Raw genomic sequence first — 26,889 nt, forward strand, 5'->3', positions numbered from 1 at the left:
ACGGCTGCGGCTCCGCGCGCCTCAGCCGGCCCCGTCAGGCCCGGGCTTCACGCCGCCTCGATCTCGGCGCTCACAGTCAGCCATTCTTCCTCGGCAGTCGCGAGCGCGCTCGCGGCGTCCGCTCGCATCTTGGCGATCTCGCCAGCCTTGGTGGCGTTCTCCCGAAAGGCGGTTCCATCCTCGAGGGCCGCGTCGATCTTCTGGATCGCGGCGGTGAGCTTCGCCATCCGCGCCTCGATCGCCTCCAGCCGCTTCCGCAGCGGGGCGAGCGCCGCGCGGCGCTCGACGCCGGCGCGCCGCGCCTCGGCCTTCTGGCCGCCGGAGGGTTCCGAGTCGCGCTCGGTCTCCCGTTCCGGGCCGGACAGGACGAACCGGCGGTAATCGTCCATATCGCCGTCGAAGGTCTTCACCGTGCCGTCGGAAACCAGCCACAGCCGATCCGCACAGGCTTCGACCAGGAAGCGGTCGTGGGAGACCAGGATGACGGCCCCTTCGTAATCGTTGATCGCCTCGACGAGCGCCTGCCGGCTCTCGATGTCGAGGTGATTGGTGGGCTCGTCGAGGATCAGCAGATGAGGACCGTGGAAGGCGGCCAGCCCCATGAGCAGCCGCGCCTTCTCGCCGCCCGAGAGCTTCTCCACCGGCGTGTCGGCCTTGTTGGCGCCGAAGCCGAGCCGGGCGGTGGCCGACCGCACCTTGGCCTCGGGCACGTCAGGCATCAGCGTCCGGACATGCGCGTAGGCGCTCTCGGCAGGGCGCAATTCGTCGAGCTGGTGCTGGGCGAAGTAGGCGACCTCCATCTTGGACGAGCGCTTGACCTCGCCGGCGAGCGGCCCGAGGCGTCCGCCGATCAGCTTGCAGAAGGTCGATTTGCCGTTGCCGTTGGCGCCCAGCAGCGCTACCCGGTCATCCGGGGCGAGGCTGAGGTCGAGGCCCGTGAGCACGATGCGATCGCCGTAGCCGGCCTTCACCCGCTCCATGGCGACGATGGGCGGGGATAGCGGCTTCTCGGGGCTCGGCAGGTGAATCACCGGCACGTCGTCCTCGAGCAGCGCCGCGATTGGCTCCATCTTGGCGAGCCGCTTCATCCGGGACTGTGCCTGGCGTGCCTTGGTGGCCTTCGCCTTGAACCGGTCGATGAAGCTCTGAAGATGCGCCCGCTCCGCATCCTGCTTGGCCTTCGCCTTGGCCTGTAGAACGCGCTTCTCGGAGAGCTGCTTGGCGAAGCTGGTGTAGCCGCCGCGATAGATCGCCAGCTTCCCCCGATCGAGATGGAGGATGTGGTCGACGCTGGTGTCGAGCAGGTCCCGGTCGTGGCTGATGATGATCGCGGTGCGCGGGTAGCGCTCCAGATAGTCGTACAGCCAGAGGGTTCCTTCGATGTCGAGGTAGTTGGTCGGCTCGTCAAGGAGGAGCAGGTCGGGCTCCGAGAACAGCACGGCGGCGAGCGCCACTCGCATCCGCCAGCCGCCGGAAAAGTCCGAGCAGGGCCGCGCTTGCGCGGCAGCGTCGAAGCCCAGGCCGTGCAGGATCGCGGCGGCGCGGGCGGGCGCCGAATGCGCGCCGATATCCACAAGCCGGGTCTCGATCTCGGCCCTGCGCAGACCGTCGGCGTGCTCGGCCTCCGCCATCAGCCGGGCGCGCTCCGTATCGGCGGCCAGCACCACCGCGTGCAGCGTCTCCGGACCGGCCGGCGCTTCCTGGGCGACGGCGCCGATCCGCATGCCCTTGGGCAGCGCGATCGACTTGGCGTCCACCGGCAGGTCGCCGAGGATCGCCTTGAACAAGGTGGTCTTTCCGGCGCCGTTGCGCCCGACGAGACCCACGCGGGCGCCTTCCGGGATCGTAAAGCTCGCGGAATCGAGGATGAGACGGTCGCCGATGCGGTAGGTGAGGTCATTGACGCGCAGCATGGCGGCGTTCTGGCCGTCCGGAGGCGGCGAGGCAAGCGCTGCGTCGGCGCAGCCCGATCGTGCCGGGGACCGCAAGCTTACGGACGGACGCGGAGATGGTTTCGGTGCTGCGCAACGCCAACATCGGCTGGCATTTTAACGGAATCGCATCAATCGAGCGGCGATTGTTGTCTCTATCGCCAGTGACCAGGCCGCAATGCTCGTTCCATTGGTCCGATTGCGGACGCCGGCGGTGATTGTTGCGGCTGGACGCGCTGTCGAGCGACGCGCCATGGCTCGGGAACTGTACGCCGGGAGGGGGCGTATGACAGGAGGGACGTCTTGGGCCGAATCCTGATCCTGACCGACGATATCGGCCGGGGCGATCGTCTTGCGCGCGGTCTCGGCGGCGGGACCGCCGTCCTCCACGACCTCTACGGCGATGGCGCTCCGCCGACGGGGGCGTCGCTGATCATCAGCGACGTGAGCGCGATGACCTCCGAATCCGTACGTCGCCTCCGGCAGGCCCTGGCGATCGCGCGCGGCGTCGAAACGCCTTTCCTCGCGCTGGTCCACGGCAATCTGGGGCGCGGTGAGATCCAGGCGACCGCCCTCGGGGCGACACGGGTGCTGTCGGCCTCCGCGGCAAGCGCCATGCTGCTCAATGCGGTTGCCAACCTGACGGCTAGCACGGGCGCCGCCCCGGTGAGGGGTAATCTGCGGAACCAGGCCAGGGAGGCGCGGGCCGCGTTCACCCAGATCTTCCGGCGGGATCGGGCGCCGGCGCCGGTGGTCGTGGAAGCCGGTGCAGCCCTCGTGAACCGGGCGATCCGCGAGGCGAAGGTCCGCGACTGGCTCAACGTGGTCGCGAGCTTCGACGACGTGACCCACCAGCATTGCCTGACCGTCGCCGGCCTTGCCGCCGCTTTCGCGCAGACGCTCGGCCTGAACGAGTCCGATTCCCACCACCTGATCAAGGGTGCGCTGCTCCACGATATCGGCAAGGCCAAAATCCCCCTCGCCATCCTCAACAAGCCGGCCCCGCTCACGCCGGAGGAGCGGCACGAGATGGACAGGCACCCGGTGCTCGGTCACAGCATGCTCCTTGAGGGGGGCTACGACGCACTCACCCTGTCGGTCGTCCGCTCACACCACGAATTTCTCGACGGGTCGGGCTACCCGGACGGCCTTCGCGGCGAGGAAATCCCGGATCTGGTACGGCTGATCACGATCTGCGACATCTTCGCCGCGCTCATTGAGGCGCGTCCGTACAAGGCCCCCAAGCCAGCCCGGGAGGCCTACGGGATCCTCGAGAAGATGGGCTCCAAGCTCGACGTCGATCTCGTGCGCGCTTTCGGTCGCGTGGCCGCTGCCTGCGAGACGCCCGTGCGCGCCTCGGCCTGACGGCAGTCCGTGCGACGGCCTCAGGTCAGTACCCAGGCCGAGGTGTCGCGCATCAGGGCCGCGACGAGGGCGTGGTTCAGCTCGTGCCCGGTATGAAAGGCAGAGACGCGTCCCTCGACCGGGTTTCCCGCCAGGGCGAGATCCCCGATTAAGTCGAGGATCCGGTGGCGCACGGGCTCCTCCGGGACACGCATTCCCCCGAGCACCCGCCCCCGCACGAGGAGCGCCGCCGATCGGGGCGATACGCCCTGCAGGAAATCCTTGCGCGTCACGTATCCGTAGGCGCGGCCCGCCATGGCACGGGCGTACCGGCCGAAGCTGCGCGCCGGCGCGATCTCGCGCTCGAAGCTCTCCGGCGTGATGACGCCCGACCAGTTGATGGATCCGAAATGCGCGAGCGCAATATGGCCGGTCATCTGCAGGCCCGCGCCAGGCTCGATCCGGAGGTGCCGCCGTCCACTCTCGACGGCGACGGGCCGTAGGATCCGGATCACCCGGCACGGCTGCCCTTGCTCGCTGCGACCCGCGATCCGGATCGCCTCACACCAGGGCGCGGCGCTGCCGTCGAAGATCGGCAACTCGTCCGCGTCGATCTCGACGAGGATGTTGTCGATCCGCAAGGCGCTGAGCGATGCCATCAGGTGCTCGATGGTCCGCACGAGGACACCCTCGCGGCGGAGCGCCGAGGAAAGCGGCTGCGACTCCCGGTACTGCCAGAGCGCCGGCACGTCGACGGTGCACCCGTCCGGCATGTGCCGGCGGAAGACGATGCCGTGTCCGGCCGGGGCGGGGCAGACGCGCACGGTGGCGTGCCGCCCGGAATGCAGGCTGCGCCCCGAACGTTCGAACGCGGCGGAGAGGGTGGCCTGCCGGCGTGAGGGCGGTGCGGCCGTGCAGGGATCGGGATGGGTAACGCGGAACTCTTGCAGCATCGGAGTCGCCAGCCGGGGCGGCGCAGCAAGTTAGCCCTCCTTCCGGATCCACGCTAATAAACTCCTGTTCAGCCAAGCCTGGCTTGACCGACCCGCCCGTCGCCGTCACCATCAATCCTGCCCAATCGATCGAGCGCCGCCGGGACGGTGCGCGGCTTTACTGTGCGGGCTGCTCCCGTCCTTAGAGTTGCTGGCCGGAACCCGTCAGGGCAGGGACGGAGGCCGGAATTAAGGGAACACGATCGATGGCGCGGTTGGGGACGATACCCTTCTTCAAGGATCCGGGCATCGAGCTCAGCACCTACGAGTCGCGCTGCCACTGGCGCCGCTTCGACGAGAACGAAGTGCTGGTCGACTTCGATGACATCTCGACGGACGTCTATTTCATCGCCGCCGGCGAGGTCCGGATCCTGAACCGCACCCAATCCGGCAAGGAGGTGATCCTCGGCGAGATGCGGGGCGGAGCGTTCTTCGGGGAACTGGCCGCCATCGACGGGATCGGCCGTTCGGCCAACGTCACGGCGCTCACCCGCGGCGAGGTCTGCGTGGTGCCGGCGCCGGTGTTCCGGCAGATCGTATTCGCCTCGGAGGCTATCGCCGACCGGCTGTTCCGGCTGCTTGCCAAGCGGGTGCGCGAGTTGAACACCCGGCTCATGGAGCACGCACTGCTCGACCTGAAACATCGTCTCTACGCCGAACTGCTGCGTTTGTCGGTGCCGCGGACCGGGGCGTCGGGGGAGCGAGTGGTCTCACCGCCGCCCTACCACCATGTCCTCGCCGCCCGGATCGGCTGCCGCCGCGAGCAGGTGACGCGGGAGTTCACCGCCATGGCCGCCGAGGGGCTGGTCGATCGTACACGTGGCGCCCTGGTCCTGCGCCGGCCGGATCTCCTCGAAGCGCGCGTGGCCGAGGCGCTGCGCGAGGATTCCTGAGCCCTTGTCCGAGACGTCGGCGCCGCGGCTACGGCTGGAGGAGGTCACCAAGGTCTTCGGCACGCACCGCGCCGTGGACGCGGTGACGCTGGACCTCCGGCCCGGGGAGTTCTTCTGTCTGCTCGGGCCGTCCGGCTGCGGCAAGAGCACCCTCCTGCGCATGATCGCGGGATTCGAGACACCGACGTCAGGGCGGATCCGCCTGGGCGATCAGGATCTCACCGCGCTGCCCCCGCACCGGCGGCCGGTGAACATGATGTTCCAGTCCTACGCCCTGTTCCCGCACATGAGCGTGGCGGCCAATATCGGTTACGGGCTCAAGGGGTTGGGACGGGCTCAGGTTGCAGCAAGGGTGGCGGAACTGCTGCGCCTCGTCCGCCTCGACGGGTTCGGAGATCGGCGCCCCGAAACACTCTCCGGCGGTCAGCGGCAGCGGGTGGCCCTGGCCCGGGCGCTCGCCCGGGAGCCGAAGCTGCTTCTCCTCGACGAACCCCTCGGCGCCCTCGACCGCGGCCTGCGCGAGGAGACGCAAGGGGAGCTGCGCGCGGTGCAGCGGCGGCTGGGCACAGCCTTCGTGGTCGTCACCCACGATCCCGAGGAGGCGATGATGCTCGCCGATCGCATCGGGGTCATGGAAGCAGGCCGTCTCGTGCAGATCGGGCCGCCGACCGAACTCTACAGGCGGCCGGCCAGCCGCTTCGTGGCGGGTTTGCTGGGCGACGTGAACCTCATTTCCGGCCGGCTCGGGCCCGAAGGGATGGGTGGCGCCCGCGCGGTGCGGACCGCGCACGGAACGGTGTACGGCGTCACAGCGGCGCCCTTGGCAGAGGGCACGCCGGTAGTGGTGGCGGTGCGTCCGGAGGATCTCGTCCTCGGGACCGAGGGGTTACCGGTCGTCATCGCCGATGCCACCTTCCTGGGTGATCGACTGCGCCGGACGCTGCGCCTGCCCGACGGATCCACCTTGCGGGCCAGCGGGCGCCCGACGGATGCAGGTCAGCCTGCGGGTTCGGAGTCGCGCGCCGGCTTCGTGGCCGACGCCGCGGTGATCCTGCCCGCATGAGGTCGTCCGCGCCGACGAACCGTCCACACGTCCTCCCAGCGCCGCTTGCATCCGTGGAGCAACCCTCGTGAGTGGCAAAGCGCGGACGCAGTCCGGCCGGCTCGTGCGGCTCCCGCCATTCATCTGGCTGTCGGCCTTTTTCCTCCTGCCGTTCACGATCACGCTGAAGATCAGCCTGTCCGAGCCGGCGACAGCGATCCCGCCCTACCTGCCGGTGCTCGACTGGCGGGCCGGTCTCGACGGCTGGTCGGCCTTTCTCGAAGCCCTGAACTTCGACAATTACGCTACGCTCTACGCCGACCCGCTTTACCGCGATGCCGCCTTCGGCTCGCTGATCTACGCGGCCACCGCGAGCCTGATCCTCGTGGCCCTCGGCACTCCGCTCGCCTATGCCCTGGCCCGGACACCCTCCCGCTGGCAGCCCGTCCTCGTCGCCCTGGTGGTCGTGCCGTTCTGGACGAGCTTCCTGATCCGGATCTACGCCTGGATCGCCATCCTCAAACCCGAGGGATTGCTCAACCTCGTACTGATCCGCCTCGGGCTGATCACCAAGCCGCTGACGATCCTCAACACCGACGCCGCGGTGATCATCGGCCTCGTTTACGCCTACCTGCCCTTCATGGTGCTGCCACTCTACGCGGTGATGAACCGCCTCGACCCCGTCCTTCGTGAGGCGGCCGCGGATCTCGGCGCCTCGCCGACCCGGGTGTTCTGGAGCGTGACCCTGCCCCTCAGCCTGCCCGGCGTCGTCGCGGGCGCGGGGCTCTGCTTCATCCCGATGGTCGGCGAGTTCGTGATCCCCGACCTGCTCGGCGGCTCGGAGACTTTGATGCTCGGCCGAGTACTCTGGACCGAGTTCTTCTCGAACCGCGACTGGCCACTGGCCTCCGCGGTCGCCGTCCTGATCCTCGCCATCGTCATCGGCCCGGTGGTGCTGTTCCGCGACAGTCTGCGCGCGGAGGAGGGGCCATGACCTGGGTGACCCGCGCCGCTCTAATCCTCGGCCTCGGCTTCCTCTACGCGCCGATCCTCGTGCTGATCGCCTACTCGTTCAACGCCTCACCCCTGGTGACCGTGTGGGGCGGTTTCTCGACCCAATGGTACGGCGCACTCCTGGCGGATGCGCCTCTCCTGGCATCCGCCTGGGTGTCGCTGCGGGTCGCGGTGCTATCGAGCCTGATCGCCACAGTGCTCGGCACGATGGCGGCCCTGGCCCTGGAACGGCAGGGCCGGTTCCGGGGGAGGTCGCTGTTCACCGGCCTCGTCTTCGGGCCGATGGTGATGCCCGAGGTGATGATCGGCCTGTCGCTCCTGCTGATGTTCATCGGCATCGGCCTCGACCGCGGCATGATCACGATCATCATCGCGCACGCCACGTTCTGCACGGGCTTCGTCGCCGTAGTGGTCGCGGCGCGCCTGCGCGGCCTCGACCGGTCCCTGGAGGAGGCGGCGGCGGATCTCGGTGCGCCGCCGCTGCGCGTCCTGACCACCGTCACGTTGCCGTTGCTGGCACCGGCAGTGGTGGCCGGGGCACTCCTCGCCTTCACCCTCTCGCTGGACGATCTCGTGATCGCCAGCTTCATCTCGGGCCCGGGCTCGACCACGCTGCCGATGCGGCTCTACAGCCGGGTCCGCCTCGGGGTGAACCCCGAGATCAACGCCGCATCCACGCTCCTCGTCGGGCTCGTGAGCGCGGCGGTGATCCTCGCCTCCTGGCTGACCGCCCGGCGGGGGCAAGTCTGACGCGATCTACTCCGCGGCTTGCGTGTCGGCCGTCGCGGTCGCGCGCGTCACTTGCGCCACCGCGACCGTGACCAAGACATTCACCACCAGCGCCGCAACGCCGACATTCACATCCTGGAGCGGACCCAGGAAGGCGAGCTTCGACAGGCTGAATCCGCTGAGGACCGTCGCGGCGACTGTGGCCACGCCCGCCAGGATGCCGGCCGCCGCCGCGCGCCGATCCAGCGGATTGTGCCGCATCAAGCTGGCGATGAAGCAGGGGAAGAGCTGCGTGACGAAGTTGTAGCCCATCAGCAGCAACTGCACGATCGTGTCGCCACCCTTCAGCGTGAACCCGACGCAGATCAGCGCGAGCACCGGCACCAGGATCTTGCACAGCCGCGCGGTCGCGGCGTCGTCCATGCCCGGCCGCAGCGGGCGGACGAGATTGTTGGCCACCAGGGTCGTGCCGGCGATCAGGATCATCGAGCCCGGGACCAAGGCCGTGAGCACGCCGGTGGCGCCGATGATGCCGATGAACCAGGGCGGGAAGCTCTGGAGCGCGAGCTTGAACAGCGACAGGTCGACATCCGAACCGGTCAGGCCCGGGACCTGCAGCACTGCCGTGAAGCCGATCATGAACACGAACAGGTTGATCAGCTGATAGACCGGCAGGATGACGGCATTGCGCCGGAATGCACTGGGCTCCCGCGCGGTGTAGAGCGACGCGAAGGTGTGCGGCCACATATAGCCGCCGAGGGCCGTCAGCAGGACCGTGGTGGAGAACCATGTCGGACTCTGGCCGCGCTCGGGCAGGGCCAGGAAGCCGGGCTTCGCGGTTTCGATCGCCCGGAACAGGCCTTCGTACCCGCCGTAATAGTGCAGGGGCAGGTAGATCCCGAGGAAGATCACGACGGCCAGGATGCTCATGTCCTTGATCACCGCCGTCCAGGCCGATCCGTGCACGCCCGACACGACCACGTAGGCGGTCAGCGCCGCAGCCCCGATCCAGACCGCGCTTGTCGCTGAGATCGCCCCGTAGGAGGCCGTGGAGACGATGATCCCCAGCCCTTTGAACTGGAGCACGAGGTAGGGAACCAGCGCGACGATCCCGACCAGCGCCACCAGGATGCCGAGAGCCCGGCTCTCGTATTTGCGCGCGAAGAAATCCGGCTGCGTGTAGAGGCCGTGCCGCTTGGCATAGCGCCAGACCGGCGGCAGCAACCAGTAGGAGGTCACGTAGGCCAGCGTCAGGTAACAGAGGATGTAGTACGCCGGGCCACCTTTCCCGTAGGCAATCCCTGAGCCACCCAGGAACGTGAAAGTCGTGTAGATCTCGCCGGCCATCAGCAGGAAGACCAGCGCCGTGCCGAAGCCGCGGCCGCCGACCGTCCACTGCTCCAGGCCCATCTCCCGGCCCAGGCGCGCATAGAGCCCCAGCCCGATCGCCAGCGCAAAGCCGGCCGCGACGATGAGGAGCGCGACGCTCATCGCGGGTCCTCCGGTCGGCGGTTGTCGGGATCGGTCATGTAGATCAGCCCCATCACGGCCGCGGTTCCGATCACGCAGAACACGAGCCAGGCGAGGAGCAGCGGGAGACCGAGGACAAAAGGCTCGACCCGGTTCAGGAAGAAGGGGCCGACCAGGATGCCGAAAAAGGGCAGGGCGGCGAGCCACCGCAGATTTCGCATGCGCGATACCGTTTAGAGGCCCCCGATACCGCGGCGTGGATCAGTCGTCCTGGACTGTCAATCCTCCGGCCCGATAGAGATCCGCCTAAGCCGGTCCGCGATGCATTGTGCGCTTGCGCACGCGGCCACGCTTGGCACAGACATAATCTCGTGAGGCTTCCGCTGGTCGACGCAGCGGATCGTGAGGGACCTCCGTCATGACCCGAACGCTGACCATCCTGTCCCTGGCCGCTCTGCTTGCGGCGACCGCCGTCGCCGAGGCCCGTCCAGTCCGGGCGCCGGCCAAGCCGCCGGCCAACGCGGCACTCAAGGCCCGGCAGAACGCGATGGACGGCTTCAGCGCCCGGATGAGCCGGCTCGATGCGTTGATGGGCATGCCGTCGACGACCGCGGCGCGATCGCGCTCCGCTGAGGCCGGGCGATAGTCTCGACGCACCGCCGGGAGTGACGCGACCGAGAGCGAGGCTGGCCGATCAGCGGCCGAGGCCGCCAGCCTCCTCGATGAAGCGCGCCACGTCGTCGGCACCCGCGCCGCCGCGCAGAGAGGCGAACACGTAGGGACGCGCGCCGCGCATCCGGCGCGTATCCGCTTCCATCACCGACAGGTCCGCGCCGACCAGGGGCGCGAGGTCGGTCTTGTTGACGATCAGGAGGTCCGACCGGGTGATGCCGGGGCCGCCCTTGCGCGGGATCTTCTCGCCGCCCGCCACGTCGATCACGTAGAGTGTGATATCGGCGAGTTCCGGCGAGAACGTCGCCGCGAGGTTGTCGCCTCCGGATTCGATCAGGACCAGATCGAGTTTCGGGAAGCGGCGGCTCATCTCGGCCACCGCGGCGAGGTTGATCGAGGCATCCTCGCGGATCGCCGTGTGAGGGCAGCCCCCGGTCTCGACACCCAGGATGCGCTCCTCCGGCAGCGCGCCCGCGACGGTGAGGATGCGCGCATCCTCCTTGGTGTAGATGTCGTTGGTGATCGCGCAGATCTCGTAGCGATCGCGGAAGCGCCTGCAGAGCTGTTCCACCAAGGCGGTCTTGCCGGAGCCCACCGGGCCACCGATGCCGACGCGGAGAGGGCCGTTCGCGGATGTCATGGTGCGCGCTCAGGATCTGAAGATGCGGGAATACTGGGTCTCATGCCGGAAGGAGCCGAGATCCAGGCGGAACGTGGCGGCGCCGATCGCGTCGAGCTCCGCCGCGCGCGCGACCTCGGCGAGCATGACGACGCGCGGCGCCAGGGTGGCAACCACCCGCGTTCCCGCCGCCTGGCCCACCGGTGCCGCCCGAAGGGCCGCCGAAACGAGGTTCTGCACGAAGGCGAGACCGTAGGCCGCGAGCACGGGCGCCAGCGCCATGCCATGCGCGCCGGCTGCCGTCCCGACAGCCACGGGATAGGCGATCGCACCCGGAAGGTGCTCGGCCAACGCCGCGAGCGCTTCGCAGGGCCACGCCCCGAGCGTCGCGTCGAGGAAGCTGCGACCCTGCTGGCTGGTCTCCAAGTGCAGTTCGCGGGACGGGGCCAGCGCCAGGGCGAGGTCGTTGATCTGGTCGACCGCATTCCCATCGTGCGCCAGCGCGGCCCGGTGGGCGTGCGCCGCGAGGATCAGGTCGTTGCGCAGGGAGCCACGCGCGCAGAGGTCGCCGAGCCACTCCGTGAGACTCGCTTCATCCCGGATGTCGCCCGCTTCGACCGCCCATTCCAGGCCGTGCGAGTACGCGTAGGCACCGACCGGATACCCTGGCGACAGCCACGCCATGAGCCGGAGCGCGTCCAGGGTCTCAGCCGGCGGCATGGTGGTGATGGTGGTATCCGCCATGCGGATGGTCGTGGCCGTGCCCGCCGGAATAGGCACCCCCCTCCGGACGGAAGGGGCGTTCCACCGGCTCGGCGCTGCCGCCCAGCCCCCGGACCATCTCGGCAAGCACATGATCGTAGGCGATCCACACGGCGTCCGCGCCGATCTCGGCCGGGATGTGGCGGTTTCCGATGTGCCAGATGAGCCGCTTGAGGGCGTGATCGCTCGGGGCCCGGATCTCCAGGAGCCGCTCGGGGGCCGCCTCGATCCAGACCAGCCGTCCGTCCTCCAGAACCAGCGCATCCCCATCCTCAAGCACCGCCGGTTCCGGCAGGTCGAGCAGGAAGTCGAGACCGCCGGTCCCGCGCATGGCGACGCGACGGCGATGCCGGTCGCCGTGGTCGAGCACGACGCGGTCGACGATCTCGCCGCCGGCCAGGGCGTCCCGGCGGAGGATGCGGGTGGCGCGGATCATGGAGGGAGACATCTCAAAACAGAAAATAGCGTTGCGCCATCGGCAGTACCTCGGCGGGCTCGCAGACGAGAAGTTCCCCGTCGGCCCGCACATCGTAGGTTTCGGGATCGACCTCGATCACCGGCGTAGCGTCGTTCAGCACCATGCTCTTCTTCGAGATGCCGCCGCGCACGTTCTCGACGGCGACCACTTCCTTCTGCACGCCCAAACGTTCCCGCAGGCCGTCCTCGACGGCTGCCTTCGAGACGAAGGTGAGGGCGGTGGCGTAGGGTGCCCGGCCGTAGGCGCCGAACATGGGACGGTAATGCACCGGCTGGGGCGTCGGAATCGAAGCGTTCGGGTCGCCCATCGGAGCGGCCGCTATGCTCCCGCCCTTCAGGACGAGATCGGGCTTCACGCCGAAGAAAGCTGGTGTCCACAGCACGAGATCCGCGAGCTTGCCGAGCTCTATGGAGCCGATATGCCTGGAGATGCCGTGCGCGATCGCCGGATTGATCGTGTACTTGGCGACGTAGCGCCGGGCGCGCAGGTTGTCGGTGCCCGAGGTATCGCCCGGCAGGGCGCCCCGCTGGCGCTTCATCTTGTCGGCTGTCTGCCAGGTGCGGATGATGACCTCACCCACCCGGCCCATGGCCTGGCTGTCCGACGACATCATCGAGAGCGCGCCGATATCGTGCAGGATGTCCTCGGCCGCGATGGTCTCGCGCCGGATCCGGCTCTCCGCGAAAGCGAGATCCTCCGGGATCGACGGGTCGAGGTGGTGGCAGACCATGAGCATGTCGAGATGCTCGTCGATGGTGTTGCGGGTGTAGGGCCGCGTCGGATTGGTGGAGGAGGGCAGCACGTTCGGCAGCCCCGCCACCTTGATGATGTCGGGCGCGTGCCCGCCGCCGGCGCCCTCGGTGTGGAAGGCATGGATGGTCCGGCCCTTGAAGGCCGCGATCGTGTCCTCGACGAAGCCCGACTCGTTGAGCGTGTCGGTGTGGATCATGACCTGGATGTCGTGGGCATCCGCCACCGACAGGCAGGTGTCGATCGCCGCGGGCGTGGTGCCCCAATCCTCGTGCAGCTTCAGCGCGCAGGCGCCCGCCCGCACCATCTCGACCAGGCTGTCAGGACGCGCGGCGTTGCCCTTGCCGGCGAAGGCGAGGTTCATCGGAAAGGCGTCGGCCGCCTCGATCATCCGGGCGATGTGCCACGGACCGGGCGTGCAGGTGGTGGCGAAGGTCCCGTGGGCCGGCCCCGTGCCGCCGCCGAGCATCGTGGTGACTCCGGAGCAGAGCGCCTCCTCGATCTGCTGCGGGCAGATGAAATGGATGTGGCTGTCGAAGCCGCCGGCCGTCAGGATCTTGCCCTCGCCGGCGATGACCTCGGTGCCCGGCCCGACCACGATGTCGACGCCGGGCTGCACGTCCGGATTGCCGGCCTTGCCGAGCTTGAAGATCCGGCCGCGCACGATGCCGACATCGCACTTCGCGACGCCCCAGTGGTCGAGCACAACGGCATTGGTGATGACGGTATCGACCGCGCCGCCGGCATTCGTCGCCTGGCTCTGGCCCATTCCATCCCGGATGACCTTGCCGCCGCCGAACTTCACCTCCTCCCCGTAGGTGGTAAAGTCGCGCTCGACCGTGATTTCCAGGCACGTGTCGGCCAGGCGGATCCTGTCGCCCACGGTGGGGCCGAACATGTCGGCGTAAGCGGCGCGGGGAAGGCTCGCGGGCTTCGGAGAGTTGGCCATGGTCACAGCTTGCCCATCACGTCGCCCCGGAACCCGTAGACGGTGCGCCCGCCGGAGAGCGGTACCAGCGTGACCGCCCGGGTCGAACCCGGCTCGAAGCGCACCGCGGTCCCCGGAGCGATGTCGAGGCGCATGCCCCGGGCCCGTTCGCGCTCGAAAACGAGACCCGGATTGACCTCGTAGAAGTGGTAGTGGGAACCGACCTGGATGGGCCGATCGCCCGTGTTGGCGACCTCGACCACCGTGCGCTCTGCACCGGCGTTGAACACGATCTCGCCGGGCTGGGTGGTCACGACCCCGGGCACGTCGACGGATGCCGCGCCCCGGATTGGGTGGTGGACGGTGACGAGTTTCGTTCCGTCCGGAAAGGTGGCCTCGACTTGGATGTCGTGGATCATCTCGGCCACGCCTTCTATGACCTGCTCGGCGGTGAGCACGGTGGCGCCGGCCTGCATCAACTCGGCGACGGTGCGCCCGTCCCGGGCGCCCTCGACCACGAAGTCGGTGATCAGCGCCACCGCCTCCGGGTGGTTGAGTTTGACGCCGCGCGCCAGGCGGTTTCGCGCCACCTGCGCGGCCATGGCGATCAGCAGCTTGTCCTTCTCACGGGGCGTCAAGAGCACGGGCAACCTCGTCGTCGCGAGCGCGGGAGCAAGGATCATGCGCGAAGCGCGGTCAAGGACGGCGCAGGCTATTCCGCCATCGCGGAGAACCCCGCGAACAGGTTGGAAAGCGCCTCGCCCATGACGCTGCTCGGCAGGTCGCGCGGATGGATGAATTCGTCGCGGAACCACGGAAAGCGCTTGGGATCGAACGACGCCCGAAGCCAGTCGATGGCTCGGCGCACGCGACCGATCCGCTCTCCGTCGGGATGGTAAGTCAGCCAGATGTCGAGACTATACCGGCCGAGATTATCGATCGGTATGACCTGCGCCCCTATGGCGGTGGCATAGGTTGGGAGCAGGCCGATACCGGCACCTTTGGCGATCGCCCAGTAATACGCGCTGCTGACATTGATCTTTAGCGTCACCGGTACGGCGGAAGGGAAGCCCGGGACATTCCGGGCGTAGTCCTGAAGACCGATCGTCTGGCCGGCAGCCTGGATCACGATCCGATGACGTTCGAGATCGGCCGGCTTGGCGGGCAGGCCGTAGGTCTGCTCGTAGCTGCGCGCGGCATAGGGCATAACGTGCATCCGACCGAGCTTGACCACGCGCAGGTCCGGGCTCGTCGGTCGCGTCAGCTGGATTGCGACATCGGCCTCGAGCCTCAGGACATCCGCGGATTCCATGGCGCAGCGCAGGTCCACGGTGAGCCGCGGGTTGGCGCGTTGAAACTCCACGAGGCGCGGTGCCAGCCAGAATGCGCCGAGCCCTTCCGTTACGGCGATCCGCACCTCGCCCGTCTCTGCGAGAGGCCCGATCTCGCCCGCCCGCACCAGACCGAAGGCCGCGGCTTCCATGCGCTCGGCCGCTTCCAGGATCGCCCGCCCCTCTGCCGTCAGCCGCACGCCGTCGACGTGGCGGGTCACGAGCGGGGCACCCGTCAGGGTTTCGAGGTCACCGACCCGTCGCCGCACCGAATTGATCGAGAGGCCGAGTTGCGAGGCCGCGGCGCGGAAGCTGCCGGATCGATGCAGGGCGAGGAAAACCCGGACGCTCTGCCAGTCGGGCATCGTGGTGCGATCGCCCTCGGCTTGTTCCATCCGCGGAACACCCCTGTTTCAATTTTTGCACATACAGCGGGAGCGCTAGATGCGAAGTGCTGCAACGTCAATCCGTGTCCGAATGACAGGTCGTCCGATGGCGGTTCACGTTGCACGATCCGCGTTCACCGCGCGCGACGCCGATCAGCGCGATGCGACGCTGCTGCTGGGCAAGCCGCGCCATAGCTTGGGCTCCCTGCAGGTTGACCACGTCGCCCGCCATCTCGTTGTCTTCATCCGGCCCGAGGGCCGCTGGCTCAAGGCCGGCACCCTCGATCACTCCCGGACCCGCCCGGTCACTCGGCCCTCCGTCGCTCAGTGGGTCTCGGCGCGATGACGCGGCCGATCAACCCGGCGCTCTACCGTCGCCCGCGCAGCGTTCCAGTGCTGGTGCTGGTGGATATCCAGCAGGAATACGAGGTCGCGGGCCGTCCGCTCGCCCTCGCGGGGATCGCGCCGGCCCTGAAGAATTGCCGCCGTGCCCTGGACCACGCCCGGGAGAGCGGCATCCAGGTCGCGTATGTCCGCTGGATCGGCGCCCCGCTGTTTCAGGCGGGAACCCGTTTTGCCCGCTGGATCGAGGGCTTCGAGCCGCATGGCTGCGATATGATCTTCGACCGGGACCGTCCCTCCTGCTACGCGAGCCCGGCCTTCGCCGACGCGATGGAGCGTGGTTGTTCCCCCCTCGTGATCGCGGGCTTCGCCGGCGAGGCAGCCTGCCTGGCCACCGCGGTCGACGGCTTCCACCGGGGCCAGGAGGTGACTTTCCTGTCGGATGCCTCGGCCAGCCACGACCTCGAAGGCATCGCCGCCGACGAGATCCACCGCTCGGTGAGCGCGGTCATGCGCGTCTTCGCCAATGTCACCGACACGCAATCCTGGATTGCCGCCTCCGCGCCCTTTGCACCTGCGGCTGCCGCATCAACGGCCACACACGCCAATGACTGACCGAGTTCAGAACGACAGCACGAGGCGTGATGCCCAAAGCGGGGCCGTGGATGCGGATGTGCGGCTCGGCGGACACGCGATCGCGTTGCTGCAGGCCGCGCGGGACGCCGGCGATCCGGCGCTGATCGCACAGGCCGAGGCCATCGCGATGGCGGTCGGATTCGCTCTGGCGGCGCGGCTGCCCGATACCGCCATGGACGAGGGCTGACGTAGCCCGGCCGGGTCAGGCCGCCTCGTCGTCCCCGTCGATAAGACGCATGGCGCGCAACCGTGCCGTGCGCTCGTCCCGCGCCCGCCTATCCGCTTCGATGGCTATCCAGAGAGCCTCGGCGTCGGTCCGGCGCGGCGGTTCGACAGTCTCTCCTGCGTCGAGCGCAGAGTCGGTCTGCTCAAAGACGTCCATCTGAGTAGTCCTGCGCCTCGGGTTGCGGTGGGCTATCAGGACAGCACTTCCTTGGTCCAGCCCGAAACTCGCGCAACGTCCCTACAAACCGACGCGACCGTCACTCCGGAGGATCGCCGCGGGCGAAGCTTCACTCGGGTCGATGCGGGGGCTTCGGGCGCTTTCTCGGAACAAGACGCGATCTTCTCTCGCCGTTATTTGAGTTCTCTTCCTGCCAGCTTTGATGAAATTGGTAATTTTTAGATTTCGGCCCGGTGCGCCCTTGCGCGAATTCAACATCTGGTCTGCGCTCGGGAGGAGCCATCTGGCGATCGGCTTGCGCAACGCTCAGAAACATGCCGGATACCGAGCCGTGCGAAGCCTCCACTGGATCGCGACGCGCGCAGGGCTTCCGAATGGTGCTCCATCGATGCGCGTCAGCTCTCGGCTTTCGTCACTGTGGCGATGATGGATTCCACCACGTCGATCTGCTGCTGCACGGCCACGAGGCGCGGCCCGGCTTCCGAGCCGTCGCCCAGCACGAATGTGCCCTTCTGCCGGCGCGCATCCCGCAGCTTGCGCACGGAGGCCACGATGATCTGCCGCTCCTCGAGGAGGGCCGCGCGCAGTTCAAGCAGTCCGTCCAGTTCCAAAGTCGAAGCCATACGGCGTCCTGCTCTCATTTCCACGACGCGACGGTCGCGGGCCCCTGATGCCGCGCCATCCCATTTCGCCCTTCGTGGCGAATCTGCCGCCGGATCGTCATGCCGGACCGGCGGCCGGCGCTGGGCGGCCAGTGCGCCGAAGCTAGCCCGCACCGTCATCCGTTGCACGCCCCGGAGTCGCGCAACACCGCCCGAATCGGCGTTTCGCCGCGGTGTCGGCGCTTCGGATTGTATGCTACTGAATGCAAAATTCGTTCGGCTCTCAAAACGGCCAGACCTTGGGGCGGGAACAGGCGCATGCTGAGCGGCGATGAGCACCCTCGCGACGCATCTCCGTCGGAGGACGTCGTTGCCATTCATGCCGGCGGCGGCACGCCGCGGACGAAGGGTGACCAACCCCCGCGGCGGTCACGCAGGTTCGGGATCCTCCTGCTGTTGCTCGCCGTCGCTGGCGGCGGCGCGTATGGGTACACGCGGCTCAATCAGCCGGTCATCAAGCCGAAGGCGGCTGCACCGGCGGCGGTGCCGGTGACCCTCGGCACCGTCGAGCAGGGGCCCTTCGCCCTTGTGTCGAACGGGCTCGGCACCGTCCAGGCCTACAACACCGTTCAGGTGCGAACCCGCGTCGACGGTGAGATCCAGCAGGTCGCATTCCGCGAGGGCCAGACCGTCCACAAGGGCGACATCCTGGTTCAGGTCGATCCGCGACCGTACCAGGCGACCCTGGATCAGGCGAAGGCCAAGAAGGAGCAGGACACCGCGAACCTGAACAACGCCAAGGCGGATCTCGTTCGCTACACGGGCCTCGGCGCCTACGCGTCCCGACAGCAGACCGAGACGCAATCTGCTCTGGTCGCCCAGCTCACTGCGCAGGTCGCCTCCGATCAGGCCGCGATCGACAACGCGGCGACCCAGCTCGGCTACGCCACGATCCGAGCACCGATCGACGGCGTCACGGGTTTCCGGCAGGTCGATATCGGCAACATCGTGAACGCCTCGGGCCAGTCGGCCATCGTCACGATCACACAGGTGGAGCCGATCTTCGTGGTGTTCACAGCACCCGAGGACCAGCTTCCGGCCATCACCGCGGCCCTGCACCGGGGCGACGTCCCGGTAGAGGCCTGGAGCTCGGACGGCGTCACCAAGCTCGCGGACGGCAAGCTCGCCCTGTTCAACAACCAAGTCGACACGGCCACCGGCACGATCCGGCTCAAGGCCGTCTACGAGAACCGGAACCACGTTCTGTGGCCGGGCCTGTCCGTCTCCACCAAGATGCGGGTCGGCACGGTCGCGACCGCCACGACGGTGCCGGACAATGCCATCCAGCACGGCCCCGAGGGCCTGTTCACCTTCACGGTGGACGAGGCCGGCCGGGCGCACCAGCGCGCCGTGAAGGCGGGGCGCTCGGATTCCGGTCGGACCCAGATTCTGAGCGGCGACCTGAAGCCCGGCGAGCGGGTGATCACCGCCGGGCAGTACAAGGTTCAGGAGGGCAGCCTCGTGGCCGATCCGCACGCATCCGACACCGCCCAGGCAGAGCCGACGGGCGAGCAGGGACAGGGCCGGCAGGCGGAGACCGGCCGCTGATGAGAGCGCATCCTGGCATGGCGGTTTCGCATTCTGGCGGGGGCCAGCGATGAAAGGCGGCATCTCGGCGCCCTTCATCCGGTTCCCGGTGGCGACCACGCTGATCATGATCGGCATCCTGTTCCTCGGGGTGGTGGCCTACCCGCTCTTGGGCGTCGCGCCCCTGCCGCAGGTGGACTTCCCGACGATCCAGGTGACCGCACAGCTACCCGGCGCGAGCCCCGAGACCATGGCGTCCTCGGTGGCGCAGCCGCTGGAGCGGCAATTCTCGCAGATCCCGGGCGTGTCGCAGATGACATCGACGAGCTCCCTCGGGATCTCGACGGTTACCGTCCAGTTCGACCTGAACCGCAACATCGACGGTGCGGCCAGCGACATCCAGGCGGCGATCAACGCGGCCGGCGGCCAGCTTCCGAAGAACCTCCCGAGCCCACCGACCTATCGCAAGGTCAACCCAGCCGACTCACCGATCCTCCTGCTCTCGGCCACCTCCGACAGCATGCCGCTGATCGAGGTGGATGACGCAGTCGACGTGCAGCTCGCCCAGCGCATCAGCCAGATCTCCGGCGTTGCGCAGGTCTTCATCGGCGGCCAGCAGAAGCCCGCGGTGCGGGTTCAGGTGGATCCCGCCAAGCTCGTAGCCAAGGGGCTCTCACTGGAAGACGTGCGCACGCAGCTCACGCTCACGACGGTCAACAACCCCAAGGGCAGCATCGACGGCGCGACCCACAGCTACACCATCTACGCCAACGACCAGCTCACGGCGGCCAAGAACTGGGACGACGTGATCGTTGCCTACCAGAACGGCGCGCCGCTGCGCGTGCGCGACATCGGCCGCGCGGTGGCCGGGCCCGAGGACACCAAGCAGGCCGGCTGGACCAACGGCCAGCGCGGCATCTTCCTGGTGGTGTTCAAGCAGCCCGGCGCCAACGTGATCGACACGGTGGACAGCATCAAGGCCCAGCTGCCGCGCCTGACCGCCACCCTCCCGGCCGCCATCAAGGTCGGCATTCTCAGCGACCGCACGCAGACCATCCGGGCCTCTGTGGAGGACGTGCAGTTCACCCTGATGCTGACCATCGTGCTGGTCGTAGCGGTGATCTTCGTCTTCCTGCGCAGCTTCTGGGCGACCGTGATCCCCAGCGTGACCGTGCCGCTCGCGCTGCTCGGCGCCTGCGCGCTGATGTGGATCGCGGGCTACACCCTCGACAACCTCTCCCTGATGGCCCTGACCATCTCGGTGGGGTTCGTGGTGGACGACGCGATCGTCGTCCTGGAGAACATCAGCCGTTACGTCGAGGAGGGAATGCGGCCCATGGAGGCCGCGTTCAAAGGCGCGGGCGAGATCGGCTTCACCATCGTGTCGATCTCGGTCTCGCTGATCGCCGTGCTGATCCCGCTCCTCCTCATGGGCGGGATCATCGGACGGCTGTTCCGCGAGTTCGCCGTCGTGCTGTCGATGACGATCGCGGTCTCGGCCTTCGTGTCGCTGACGCTCACCCCAATGATGGCCTCACGGCTGCTAAAACCGCACAGCGCCGAGCGCCACGGCCGCTTCTACCGGATGAGCGAGGCCGGGTTCGACTGGCTCCTCTCGGTCTACGCCGACGCCCTCGATGTCGCCCTCCGCTTCCGCCGCGTCACGCTCCTGGTCTTCTTCGCCACGCTGGCGCTGACCGGCTACCTGTTCGTCGCCATCCCGAAGGGCTTCTTCCCGCAGCAGGACACCGGCTTCATGATCGGCGTCACGGAGGCGTCCCAGGACATCTCCTTCTCGGCCATGAAAACGCTCCAAGAGAAGGTCGGCGCGATCGTTCAGGCCGATCCGGCGGTGGCCACCGTGGGCATGTCGCTCGGCGGCAACGGGCAGGCGCTGAATTCGGGTCGGATGTACATCACGCTGAAGCCGCGCGACGAGCGTGACGTCAACGCGTTCCAGGTCATCGGCCGCCTGCGCCCGAAGCTCGAGCAGGTCGGGGGGATCCGGACCTTCATCCAGGCCACGCAGGACGTGCGCACGGGCGGCCGCACGTCACGCACGCAGTTCGAGTACACACTTCAGGATCCGGATCTCGCCGAGCTGAACACCTGGGCGCCGCGCATCCTCGATCGGCTGAAGACACTGCCGGAGCTGCGCGACGTCGCCACTGACCAGCAGACGCGGGGCACGACCCTGACGCTGTCGATCGACCGCGACGCCGCCTCGCGGTACGGCATCACGCCCCAGCTTATCGACGACACCCTTTATGACGCGTTCGGCCAGCGCCAGATCGCGCAGTACTTCACGCAGCTCAACAGCTACCACGTGGTGCTCGAAGTGCTTCCCGTGCTGCAGGGCAGCGTCGAGAGCCTCGACAAGATCTACATCAAGGCACCGAACGGCGGCGGGCAGGTGCCGCTCGCAGCCTTCGCCCGCTGGACAACCGTGCCGGTGGCGCCGCTCTCGGTGAACCACCAGGGTCAGTTTCCCGCGGTGACGATCAGCTTCAACCTCGCTCCCGACATCGCCCTCGGTCAGGCCACCGAGGCGATCGGCCGGGCGATGCGGAACCTTCAAGTGCCGCCCACCGTCGTGAGCGGCTTCCAGGGCACCGCGCAGGCCTTCCAGCAATCGCTGTCGACGGTTCCGCTCCTGATCCTGGCTGCCCTCTTCGTGGTCTACCTGATCCTGGGCATCCTCTACGAAAGCTTCATCCACCCGATCACGATTCTGTCGACGCTGCCGTCGGCCGGCGTCGGCGCCCTGGCAGTGCTGATGTGGGCGGGATTTGACTTCAGCCTGATCGCGCTGATCGGGATCATCCTCCTGATCGGCATCGTGAAGAAGAACGGCATCATGTTGGTCGACTTCGCCATCGTGGCGGAGCGGGAGGAGGGGCTCACGCCCGAGGAGGCGATCCGGCAGGCCGCGCTGCTGCGCTTCCGCCCGATCCTGATGACCACGATGGCCGCGCTTCTCGGCGGCATCCCGCTGATGATCGCCACCGGGACCGGATCGGAGATCCGTCAGCCGCTGGGTTACGCCATGGTCGGCGGCCTCGCCGTGAGCCAAGTGCTGACGCTGTTCACGACGCCGGTCATCTACATCTACCTCGACCGGCTGGCGCATCGCCTGTCCTTTCGCGACAAGCCGGAAGCGGTGGATGAGGCGGTGCAGGACTCGGAGCCGGTGGAGGAAGTCCGCGGACCGCCCACGCTGCGCGCGGCAGAGTGATGCCGGGTCCGACCCGCGCCGTCTTCGCGAGCGGTGACGACGCGATGCCCACGGCCGCGCGCCCGTGTCACCGGTCCCCGCTTGGCGCAGCCCGGCGCCGACCCAGTTCAGCCATTTCCAGCCCCACGGGGCCTCGTAAGATCGAAGGGCGCGGATGAGTCAGAACCTGCCGCTGCGAGGGCTGACCGTCCTCGCCCTCGAGCAGGCGGTCGCCGCGCCCTACTGCACGTCGCGGCTCGCGGACGCCGGAGCCCGGGTCATCAAGGTCGAGCGTCCGGAAGGCGACTTCGCCCGCGGCTACGACGACGCCGTCAGCGGGCTGGCGAGTTACTTCGTCTGGCTCAATCGCGGCAAGGAGAGCTTGGTCGCCGATATCAAGGCGCCGGAGGACGCGCGTCTGCTGCACGCGATCCTCGCGCAGGCCGACGTGTTCGTGCAGAACCTCGCGCCCGGGGCCGCCGCCCGCGCGGGTTTCGGTTCGGCGGACTTGCGCGCGCGCTACCCGCGACTGATCACCGTCGACATTTCGGGCTACGGCAACGGCCACGCCTACAGCGACATGAAGGCTTATGACCTGCTGGTCCAGGCCGAGAGCGGGCTTGCCGGGATCACCGGGCATCCCGCAGGCCCCGGCCGGGTCGGCGTCTCCGTGTGCGACGTCGCCTGCGGGATGGATGCCCATGCGGCAGTCCTCGAGGCCTTGATCGCCCGCGGCATCACCGGGCAGGGCTGTGCTTTGGAGGTCAGCCTGTTCAGCGGCGCGGCCGACTGGATGAACGTGCCGCTGCTCTACTTCGAGGGCACCGGACGCGCGCCCCAGCGGGTCGGTCTCGCGCATCCGTCGATCTGCCCCTACGGCGCCTTTCCCACCGCCGACGGCAGCCTCGTGCTGATCTCGATCCAGAACGAGCGCGAATGGGCGAATTTCTGTGCGGGCGTGCTCGGCGAGCCTGACCTTGCACGGGCCGAGGGCTTCGCGTCGAACAACGCCCGGGTGGCCAATCGCGCCGCCGTCGACCTGCGCATCGGCGCCGAACTGGCGCGGCTGAGCCGCGACGCAGCCGCCTCCCGGCTGAAGGCCGCCGGCACCGCCTACGGCTTCGTCAACACGCTCGCTGACCTCGCCACCCACCCGGCTCTCATCCGCGCGGAGGTCGATACGCCGGCCGGTCCGGCGCGCATCGTCGCTCCGCCGGTTTTGATCGACGGTCAGGTGCGGGCACTCGGCCGGGTGCCGGCCATCGACGAGCACGGTGCACGGATTCGGGTAGAGTTCGCGTCCCGGACGTGAGTGCCTAGATTCGCAGGCAGAACGACAAGATCGGAGGACGCGATGAGGCTGGTCGGCAAGGTCGCGATCGTGACAGGCGCCGGGAGCGGCTTCGGGGCGGGTATCGCCCAGCGCTTCGCAGCCGAAGGAGCCCGGGTCGCCTGCGTGGATATCGACGGGGCGGCGGCCGAGAGAGTCGCCGCGGATCTCGGCGCGAACGCTATCGCCATCGCGGCGGATGTCGGGAACGCCGCCGATGTTGGGGCGAGCGTAACCGAGACCGAAGACCGGTTCGGGGTGCCCCACATCCTGGTCAACAATGCCGGCACGACCCATCGCAACAAGCCACTGATGGAGGTGACCGAGGAGGAGTTTGACCGGGTCTTCCGGGTGAACGTGAAATCGATCTTCCACTATGTGCGCGCGGTGGCGCCGCTGATGCGCGATCGGGGCGGTGGCGTGATACTGAACGTCAGCTCGACGGCAGCGCTCCGGCCGCGGCCGGGCCTGACCTGGTATAACGCCTCGAAGGGTGCGGCGAGCCTCGCCTCCAAGTCCCTGGCCCTGGAGCTGGCGCCCTGGAAGATCCGGGTGAATGCCCTCTGCCCGGTCATGGGCGCCACCGGCCTCCTGGAGCACTTCATGGGCGTCTTGGACACGCCCGAAAACCGCGACCGCTTCATCGCGACGATCCCCCTCGGGCGGCTGTCGCAGGCGAGCGACATCGCTGCGGCGGCCCTGTTCCTGGCGTCCGACGAGGCCGAATTCATCACCGGAATCGACCTGCCGGTCGACGGCGGCCGCACGGCCTGAGGAGCTCCCTATGGAAGCCTATACCGAGATCCGCGAGGCGGTCGCCAAGCTCTGTGCCGGCTTTCCGGGACCGTACTGGCGGGCCCTCGACCGGGAGATGGCCTACCCGACCGAGTTCGTGAACGCCCTCACCGAAAGCGGCTATCTCTCCGTCCTGATCCCCGAGGAATACGGCGGCTCCGGCCTGCCCCTCTCGGCGGCGGCGGCGATCCTGGAAGAGGTGCAGCGGGCGGGCTGCAACGGCGGCGCCTGCCATGCCCAGATGTACACGATGGGCACGCTGCTCCGGCATGGCTCAGAGGCCCAGAAGGCCGAGTACCTGCCGGCCATCGCGGAGGGGCGGCTGCGGCTGCAGGCCTTCGGTGTCACCGAGCCGACCTCCGGCACCGATACCGGCAGCCTGAAGACCACGGCGCGCCTGGAGGGCGATCACTACGTGGTCAACGGCCAGAAGATCTGGACCAGCCGCGCCGAGCATTCAGACCTGATGCTGCTGCTGGCCCGCACCACGCCGAGGGCCGAGGGGATGAAGCGGACGGACGGCTTGTCGGTGCTCCTCGTCGACATGCGCGAGGCCAAGGACCATGGCCTCACGATCCGGCCGATCCGAACCATGATGAATCACGCCACCACGGAGGTCTTCTTCGACAATCTCCGGGTCCCTGCGCAGAATCTCATCGGCGAGGAGGGCAGGGGGTTCCGCTACATCCTGTCGGGCATGAACGCCGAGCGCATCCTGATCGCCGCGGAGTGCATCGGTGATGCCAAGTGGTTCATCGACAAGGCAAAGTCCTACGCGGGAGAGCGCTCGGTCTTCGGCCGGCCGATCGGCGCCAACCAGGGCGTCCAGTTCCCCATCGCCCGTGCCTACGCCAACATGCGGGCAGCCGAGTTGATGGTGCGCGAGGCGCTGGCCCTCTACGAGGGCGGCGCGAATCCCGGTGCCGAGGCCAACATGGCCAAGATGCTCGCCGCCGACGCCTCGTTCGAGGCCGCCAATGCCTGTATCCAGACCCATGGTGGCTTCGGCTTCGCCGAGGAGTACGACATCGAGCGCAAGTTTCGGGAAACGCGCCTCTACCAAGTCGCGCCGATCTCCACGAACCTGATCCTCGCCTACCTGTCCGAGCACGTGCTCGGCCTGCCGCGCTCGTACTGACATGACGGATCTCACCGCCTGGATCGGTCGGACGCGAGAGCTGTCCGACTTGGTCACCCCACGCCTGCTCGCCGAGTTCCGCGCGACCTTCACGCCGTATCTCGCGTCGAGGCCCGACGGGATCGCGCCGCCGGCGCTGCACTGGTGCCTCGCCCCGGAGACGCCGCCCGCGGATGCTCTGGGGCCCGACGGTCATGCCGCCAAGGGCGGTTTCCTGCCGCCAGTGCCGCTGCCGCGGCGCATGTGGGCGGGCGGGGAGATCGAGATCCTCGCGGACCTGCGCGAGGGCGACCGGGTCACCCGCACCGAGACCGTACGGGACGTGGCCTTCAAGACGGGGCGTAGCGGGACGCTGTGCTTCGTCACCGTCGATCACGTCGTGGCGACGGGTCGCGGATTCACTCTGCGCGAGCGGCAGGACATCGTCTACCGCGAGGCGGCCGGGGCACAGACCGGCACGCATGCCGAACCCAAGCGCGACGATCCCGCCGCTTACCAAGCCGTTTGGGAGGTGGCGGCGACGCCGACGCTGCTGTTCCGCTACTCCGCGATGACCTTCAACGGCCACCGCTTCCACTACGACCGGCCCTATGCCACGCAGGTCGAGGGCTATGCGGATCTCGTGGTCCACGGACCCATGCAGGCAACGCTGCTGATGAACCTCGCCGCGACGCTGCTGGGGAAGGTACCGCGCACGTTCAGCTACCGCGGCGTGTCACCGATGACCGCCAATCAGACCGTCCGGGTCTGCGGGCGGCGGACCGCGGACGGATTCGACGGCGTCACGCTCGACGCGGTCGGCCGCGTCTGCATGCGGGCCCGGGCGGTCGCTTAGGAGCCTCCCCCATCCTCCACCTCACCCTGCGGTGCCCGCGTCAGCGGGCCTCGAAGGAGGCCACCCGGCATCGCGTCGCCGGCTGGGCTGCTCCTTCGCGGCGGCCGCTTCACGCCCGCACCTCAGGATGAGAGCGCGGGTGGAATCGGCGACCCCCGAGACGGTGGAGAACGGGGCGGTGTCCCCGGCGTTGGGCGTCGGTCCGGGACACGGCGGTCGTTCGACGGGCGGCTCGTCTCAGGCGAGTTTGAGACCGACGTTGACGTTGCCGCGGGTGGCGTTGGAATAGGGGCAGACCTGATGGGCGGCCTCCACGAGCTTCTGAGCGTCGGCGCGGTCGAGGCCCGGCAGGCTGATCGTCAGGTCGGCGGTGATGCCGAAGCCGCCCTCGGAGCGCGGACCGATGCCCACATCGGCGGTGACGCTGGTGTCGGACGGGACCTTCAGCTGCAGCGACGGAGCCACCGCCTTCATGGCGCCGAGGAAGCAGGCCGAGTAGCCGGAGGCGAAGAGCTGCTCCGGGTTCGCACCCGGACCGCTCGCGCCGCCAAGTTCCTTCGGGGTCGAGAGCTTCACCTCGAAGTTGCCGTCAGCGGTGCGAGCGGCGCCGTCGCGCCCTCCGGTGGCGGTGGCGGTGGTGCGATATTTCACGTCGACGGGCATGGG

Annotated in this window: 28 protein-coding genes; 14 read left to right on the top strand and 14 right to left on the bottom strand. The window is 68.3% G+C overall.

Translation table 11 applies throughout. The features are described 5' to 3' along the window. Positions 1-47 precede the first annotated feature (47 nt). The gene (locus tag ACYCO6_RS05555; RefSeq protein ID WP_459770079.1) at positions 48-1,913 is read right to left on the bottom strand and encodes an ABC-F family ATP-binding cassette domain-containing protein; all 1,866 of its coding nucleotides are present in this window, start codon (positions 1,911-1,913) and stop codon (positions 48-50) included. A gap of 321 nt (positions 1,914-2,234) precedes the next feature. Here ACYCO6_RS05555 and ACYCO6_RS05560 point away from each other — a divergent pair, with 321 nt between their 5' ends. After that, positions 2,235-3,296 (top strand): HD-GYP domain-containing protein, encoded by a 1,062-nt coding sequence (locus ACYCO6_RS05560; protein ID WP_459770082.1) that lies wholly within the window; start codon positions 2,235-2,237, stop codon positions 3,294-3,296. 20 nt (positions 3,297-3,316) lie between these two features. Here the strand turns inward: ACYCO6_RS05560 and ACYCO6_RS05565 are convergent, their stop codons facing one another. Further along, positions 3,317-4,228, bottom strand: coding sequence for a UDP-3-O-acyl N-acetylglycosamine deacetylase (locus ACYCO6_RS05565; RefSeq protein ID WP_459770084.1), 912 nt, complete (start codon positions 4,226-4,228; stop codon positions 3,317-3,319). Between the two features lie 245 nt (positions 4,229-4,473). On the opposite strand from ACYCO6_RS05565, the gene ACYCO6_RS05570 reads away from it, so the two are divergent. The 4 genes from ACYCO6_RS05570 (at position 4,474) to ACYCO6_RS05585 (ending at position 7,966) form a co-directional block, all read left to right on the top strand. Then, on the top strand, positions 4,474-5,160 hold the full coding sequence (locus ACYCO6_RS05570; protein WP_459770086.1) for a Crp/Fnr family transcriptional regulator: 687 nt from the start codon (positions 4,474-4,476) through the stop codon (positions 5,158-5,160). 4 nt (positions 5,161-5,164) lie between these two features. After that, complete coding sequence (locus tag ACYCO6_RS05575; RefSeq protein WP_459770088.1) at positions 5,165-6,223, top strand: ABC transporter ATP-binding protein; 1,059 nt, start codon at positions 5,165-5,167, stop codon at positions 6,221-6,223. Positions 6,224-6,290: 67 nt separating this feature from the next. Next, entirely contained in the window at positions 6,291-7,196 is a 906-nt protein-coding gene (locus tag ACYCO6_RS05580) for an ABC transporter permease (RefSeq protein ID WP_459770090.1), read from the top strand. After that, on the top strand, positions 7,193-7,966 hold the full coding sequence (locus ACYCO6_RS05585; RefSeq protein ID WP_459770092.1) for an ABC transporter permease: 774 nt from the start codon (positions 7,193-7,195) through the stop codon (positions 7,964-7,966). The genes ACYCO6_RS05580 and ACYCO6_RS05585 overlap by 4 nt, the downstream gene beginning before the upstream one ends. A 6-nt stretch (positions 7,967-7,972) precedes the next feature. Here ACYCO6_RS05585 and ACYCO6_RS05590 read toward each other — a convergent pair whose 3' ends face one another. After that, positions 7,973-9,436: a sodium:solute symporter family protein gene (locus ACYCO6_RS05590; RefSeq protein ID WP_459770094.1), complete on the bottom strand. Its 1,464-nt coding sequence runs from the start codon at positions 9,434-9,436 to the stop codon at positions 7,973-7,975. Next, entirely contained in the window at positions 9,433-9,636 is a 204-nt protein-coding gene (locus ACYCO6_RS05595; protein ID WP_459770097.1) for a DUF3311 domain-containing protein, read from the bottom strand. The genes ACYCO6_RS05590 and ACYCO6_RS05595 overlap by 4 nt, the downstream gene beginning before the upstream one ends. 197 nt (positions 9,637-9,833) lie before the next feature. Between ACYCO6_RS05595 and ACYCO6_RS05600 the strand changes: the two genes are divergently transcribed. Beyond that, a complete protein-coding gene (locus tag ACYCO6_RS05600; RefSeq protein WP_459770100.1) occupies positions 9,834-10,061 on the top strand; it encodes a hypothetical protein in 228 nt (75 codons plus the stop codon). 48 nt (positions 10,062-10,109) lie between these two features. Here ACYCO6_RS05600 and ureG read toward each other — a convergent pair whose 3' ends face one another. From ureG to ACYCO6_RS05635, 7 genes are all read right to left on the bottom strand, one after another. Next, a complete protein-coding gene (ureG, locus tag ACYCO6_RS05605; protein WP_459770102.1) occupies positions 10,110-10,727 on the bottom strand; it encodes an urease accessory protein UreG in 618 nt (205 codons plus the stop codon). A 9-nt stretch (positions 10,728-10,736) separates the two neighbouring features. Then, the gene (locus ACYCO6_RS05610; protein WP_459770104.1) at positions 10,737-11,450 is read right to left on the bottom strand and encodes an urease accessory protein UreF; all 714 of its coding nucleotides are present in this window, start codon (positions 11,448-11,450) and stop codon (positions 10,737-10,739) included. Next, complete coding sequence (locus ACYCO6_RS05615) at positions 11,413-11,904, bottom strand: urease accessory protein UreE (protein WP_459770107.1); 492 nt, start codon at positions 11,902-11,904, stop codon at positions 11,413-11,415. The genes ACYCO6_RS05610 and ACYCO6_RS05615 overlap by 38 nt, the downstream gene beginning before the upstream one ends. 13 nt (positions 11,905-11,917) lie before the next feature. Next, positions 11,918-13,645: an urease subunit alpha gene (gene ureC, locus ACYCO6_RS05620; RefSeq protein WP_459770109.1), complete on the bottom strand. Its 1,728-nt coding sequence runs from the start codon at positions 13,643-13,645 to the stop codon at positions 11,918-11,920. Positions 13,646-13,647: 2 nt separating this feature from the next. Then, complete coding sequence (locus ACYCO6_RS05625) at positions 13,648-14,268, bottom strand: urease subunit gamma (protein ID WP_459770111.1); 621 nt, start codon at positions 14,266-14,268, stop codon at positions 13,648-13,650. 68 nt (positions 14,269-14,336) lie between these two features. Next, positions 14,337-15,350, bottom strand: a complete 1,014-nt coding sequence (locus tag ACYCO6_RS05630) for a LysR family transcriptional regulator (protein WP_459770113.1) — start codon at positions 15,348-15,350, stop codon at positions 14,337-14,339. Positions 15,351-15,417: 67 nt separating this feature from the next. Further along, positions 15,418-15,630, bottom strand: a complete 213-nt coding sequence (locus ACYCO6_RS05635) for a hypothetical protein (RefSeq protein ID WP_459770115.1) — start codon at positions 15,628-15,630, stop codon at positions 15,418-15,420. Between the two features lie 53 nt (positions 15,631-15,683). On the opposite strand from ACYCO6_RS05635, the gene ACYCO6_RS05640 reads away from it, so the two are divergent. Then, entirely contained in the window at positions 15,684-16,298 is a 615-nt protein-coding gene (locus tag ACYCO6_RS05640) for a cysteine hydrolase family protein (RefSeq protein ID WP_459770117.1), read from the top strand. 46 nt (positions 16,299-16,344) lie between these two features. Beyond that, on the top strand, positions 16,345-16,506 hold the full coding sequence (locus ACYCO6_RS05645) for a hypothetical protein (protein WP_459770119.1): 162 nt from the start codon (positions 16,345-16,347) through the stop codon (positions 16,504-16,506). A 15-nt stretch (positions 16,507-16,521) separates the two neighbouring features. Here ACYCO6_RS05645 and ACYCO6_RS05650 read toward each other — a convergent pair whose 3' ends face one another. Both ACYCO6_RS05650 and ACYCO6_RS05655 read right to left on the bottom strand, forming a co-directional pair. Continuing rightward, complete coding sequence (locus ACYCO6_RS05650; RefSeq protein WP_459770122.1) at positions 16,522-16,701, bottom strand: hypothetical protein; 180 nt, start codon at positions 16,699-16,701, stop codon at positions 16,522-16,524. A gap of 416 nt (positions 16,702-17,117) precedes the next feature. Further along, entirely contained in the window at positions 17,118-17,345 is a 228-nt protein-coding gene (locus ACYCO6_RS05655) for an HOOK family protein (RefSeq protein ID WP_459770124.1), read from the bottom strand. A gap of 297 nt (positions 17,346-17,642) precedes the next feature. On the opposite strand from ACYCO6_RS05655, the gene ACYCO6_RS05660 reads away from it, so the two are divergent. From ACYCO6_RS05660 to ACYCO6_RS05685, 6 genes are all read left to right on the top strand, one after another. After that, positions 17,643-18,932, top strand: coding sequence for an efflux RND transporter periplasmic adaptor subunit (locus tag ACYCO6_RS05660; RefSeq protein WP_459770126.1), 1,290 nt, complete (start codon positions 17,643-17,645; stop codon positions 18,930-18,932). A 49-nt stretch (positions 18,933-18,981) separates the two neighbouring features. Then, entirely contained in the window at positions 18,982-22,146 is a 3,165-nt protein-coding gene (locus ACYCO6_RS05665; protein WP_459770128.1) for an efflux RND transporter permease subunit, read from the top strand. Positions 22,147-22,300: 154 nt separating this feature from the next. Beyond that, positions 22,301-23,437, top strand: coding sequence for a CaiB/BaiF CoA transferase family protein (locus ACYCO6_RS05670; protein ID WP_459770130.1), 1,137 nt, complete (start codon positions 22,301-22,303; stop codon positions 23,435-23,437). 42 nt (positions 23,438-23,479) lie between these two features. Further along, positions 23,480-24,229 (top strand): SDR family oxidoreductase, encoded by a 750-nt coding sequence (locus ACYCO6_RS05675; protein ID WP_459770132.1) that lies wholly within the window; start codon positions 23,480-23,482, stop codon positions 24,227-24,229. A gap of 10 nt (positions 24,230-24,239) precedes the next feature. Next, a complete protein-coding gene (locus tag ACYCO6_RS05680) occupies positions 24,240-25,388 on the top strand; it encodes an acyl-CoA dehydrogenase family protein (RefSeq protein ID WP_459770134.1) in 1,149 nt (382 codons plus the stop codon). A 1-nt stretch (position 25,389) separates the two neighbouring features. Beyond that, positions 25,390-26,223: an HTD2 family dehydratase gene (locus tag ACYCO6_RS05685; protein WP_459770136.1), complete on the top strand. Its 834-nt coding sequence runs from the start codon at positions 25,390-25,392 to the stop codon at positions 26,221-26,223. A gap of 237 nt (positions 26,224-26,460) precedes the next feature. On the opposite strand, the gene ACYCO6_RS05690 is transcribed toward ACYCO6_RS05685, so the two are convergent. Next, on the bottom strand, positions 26,461-26,886 hold the full coding sequence (locus ACYCO6_RS05690; RefSeq protein ID WP_459770138.1) for an organic hydroperoxide resistance protein: 426 nt from the start codon (positions 26,884-26,886) through the stop codon (positions 26,461-26,463). Positions 26,887-26,889 lie beyond the last annotated feature (3 nt).

This window comes from Methylobacterium sp. CM6257, from assembly GCF_054611515.1.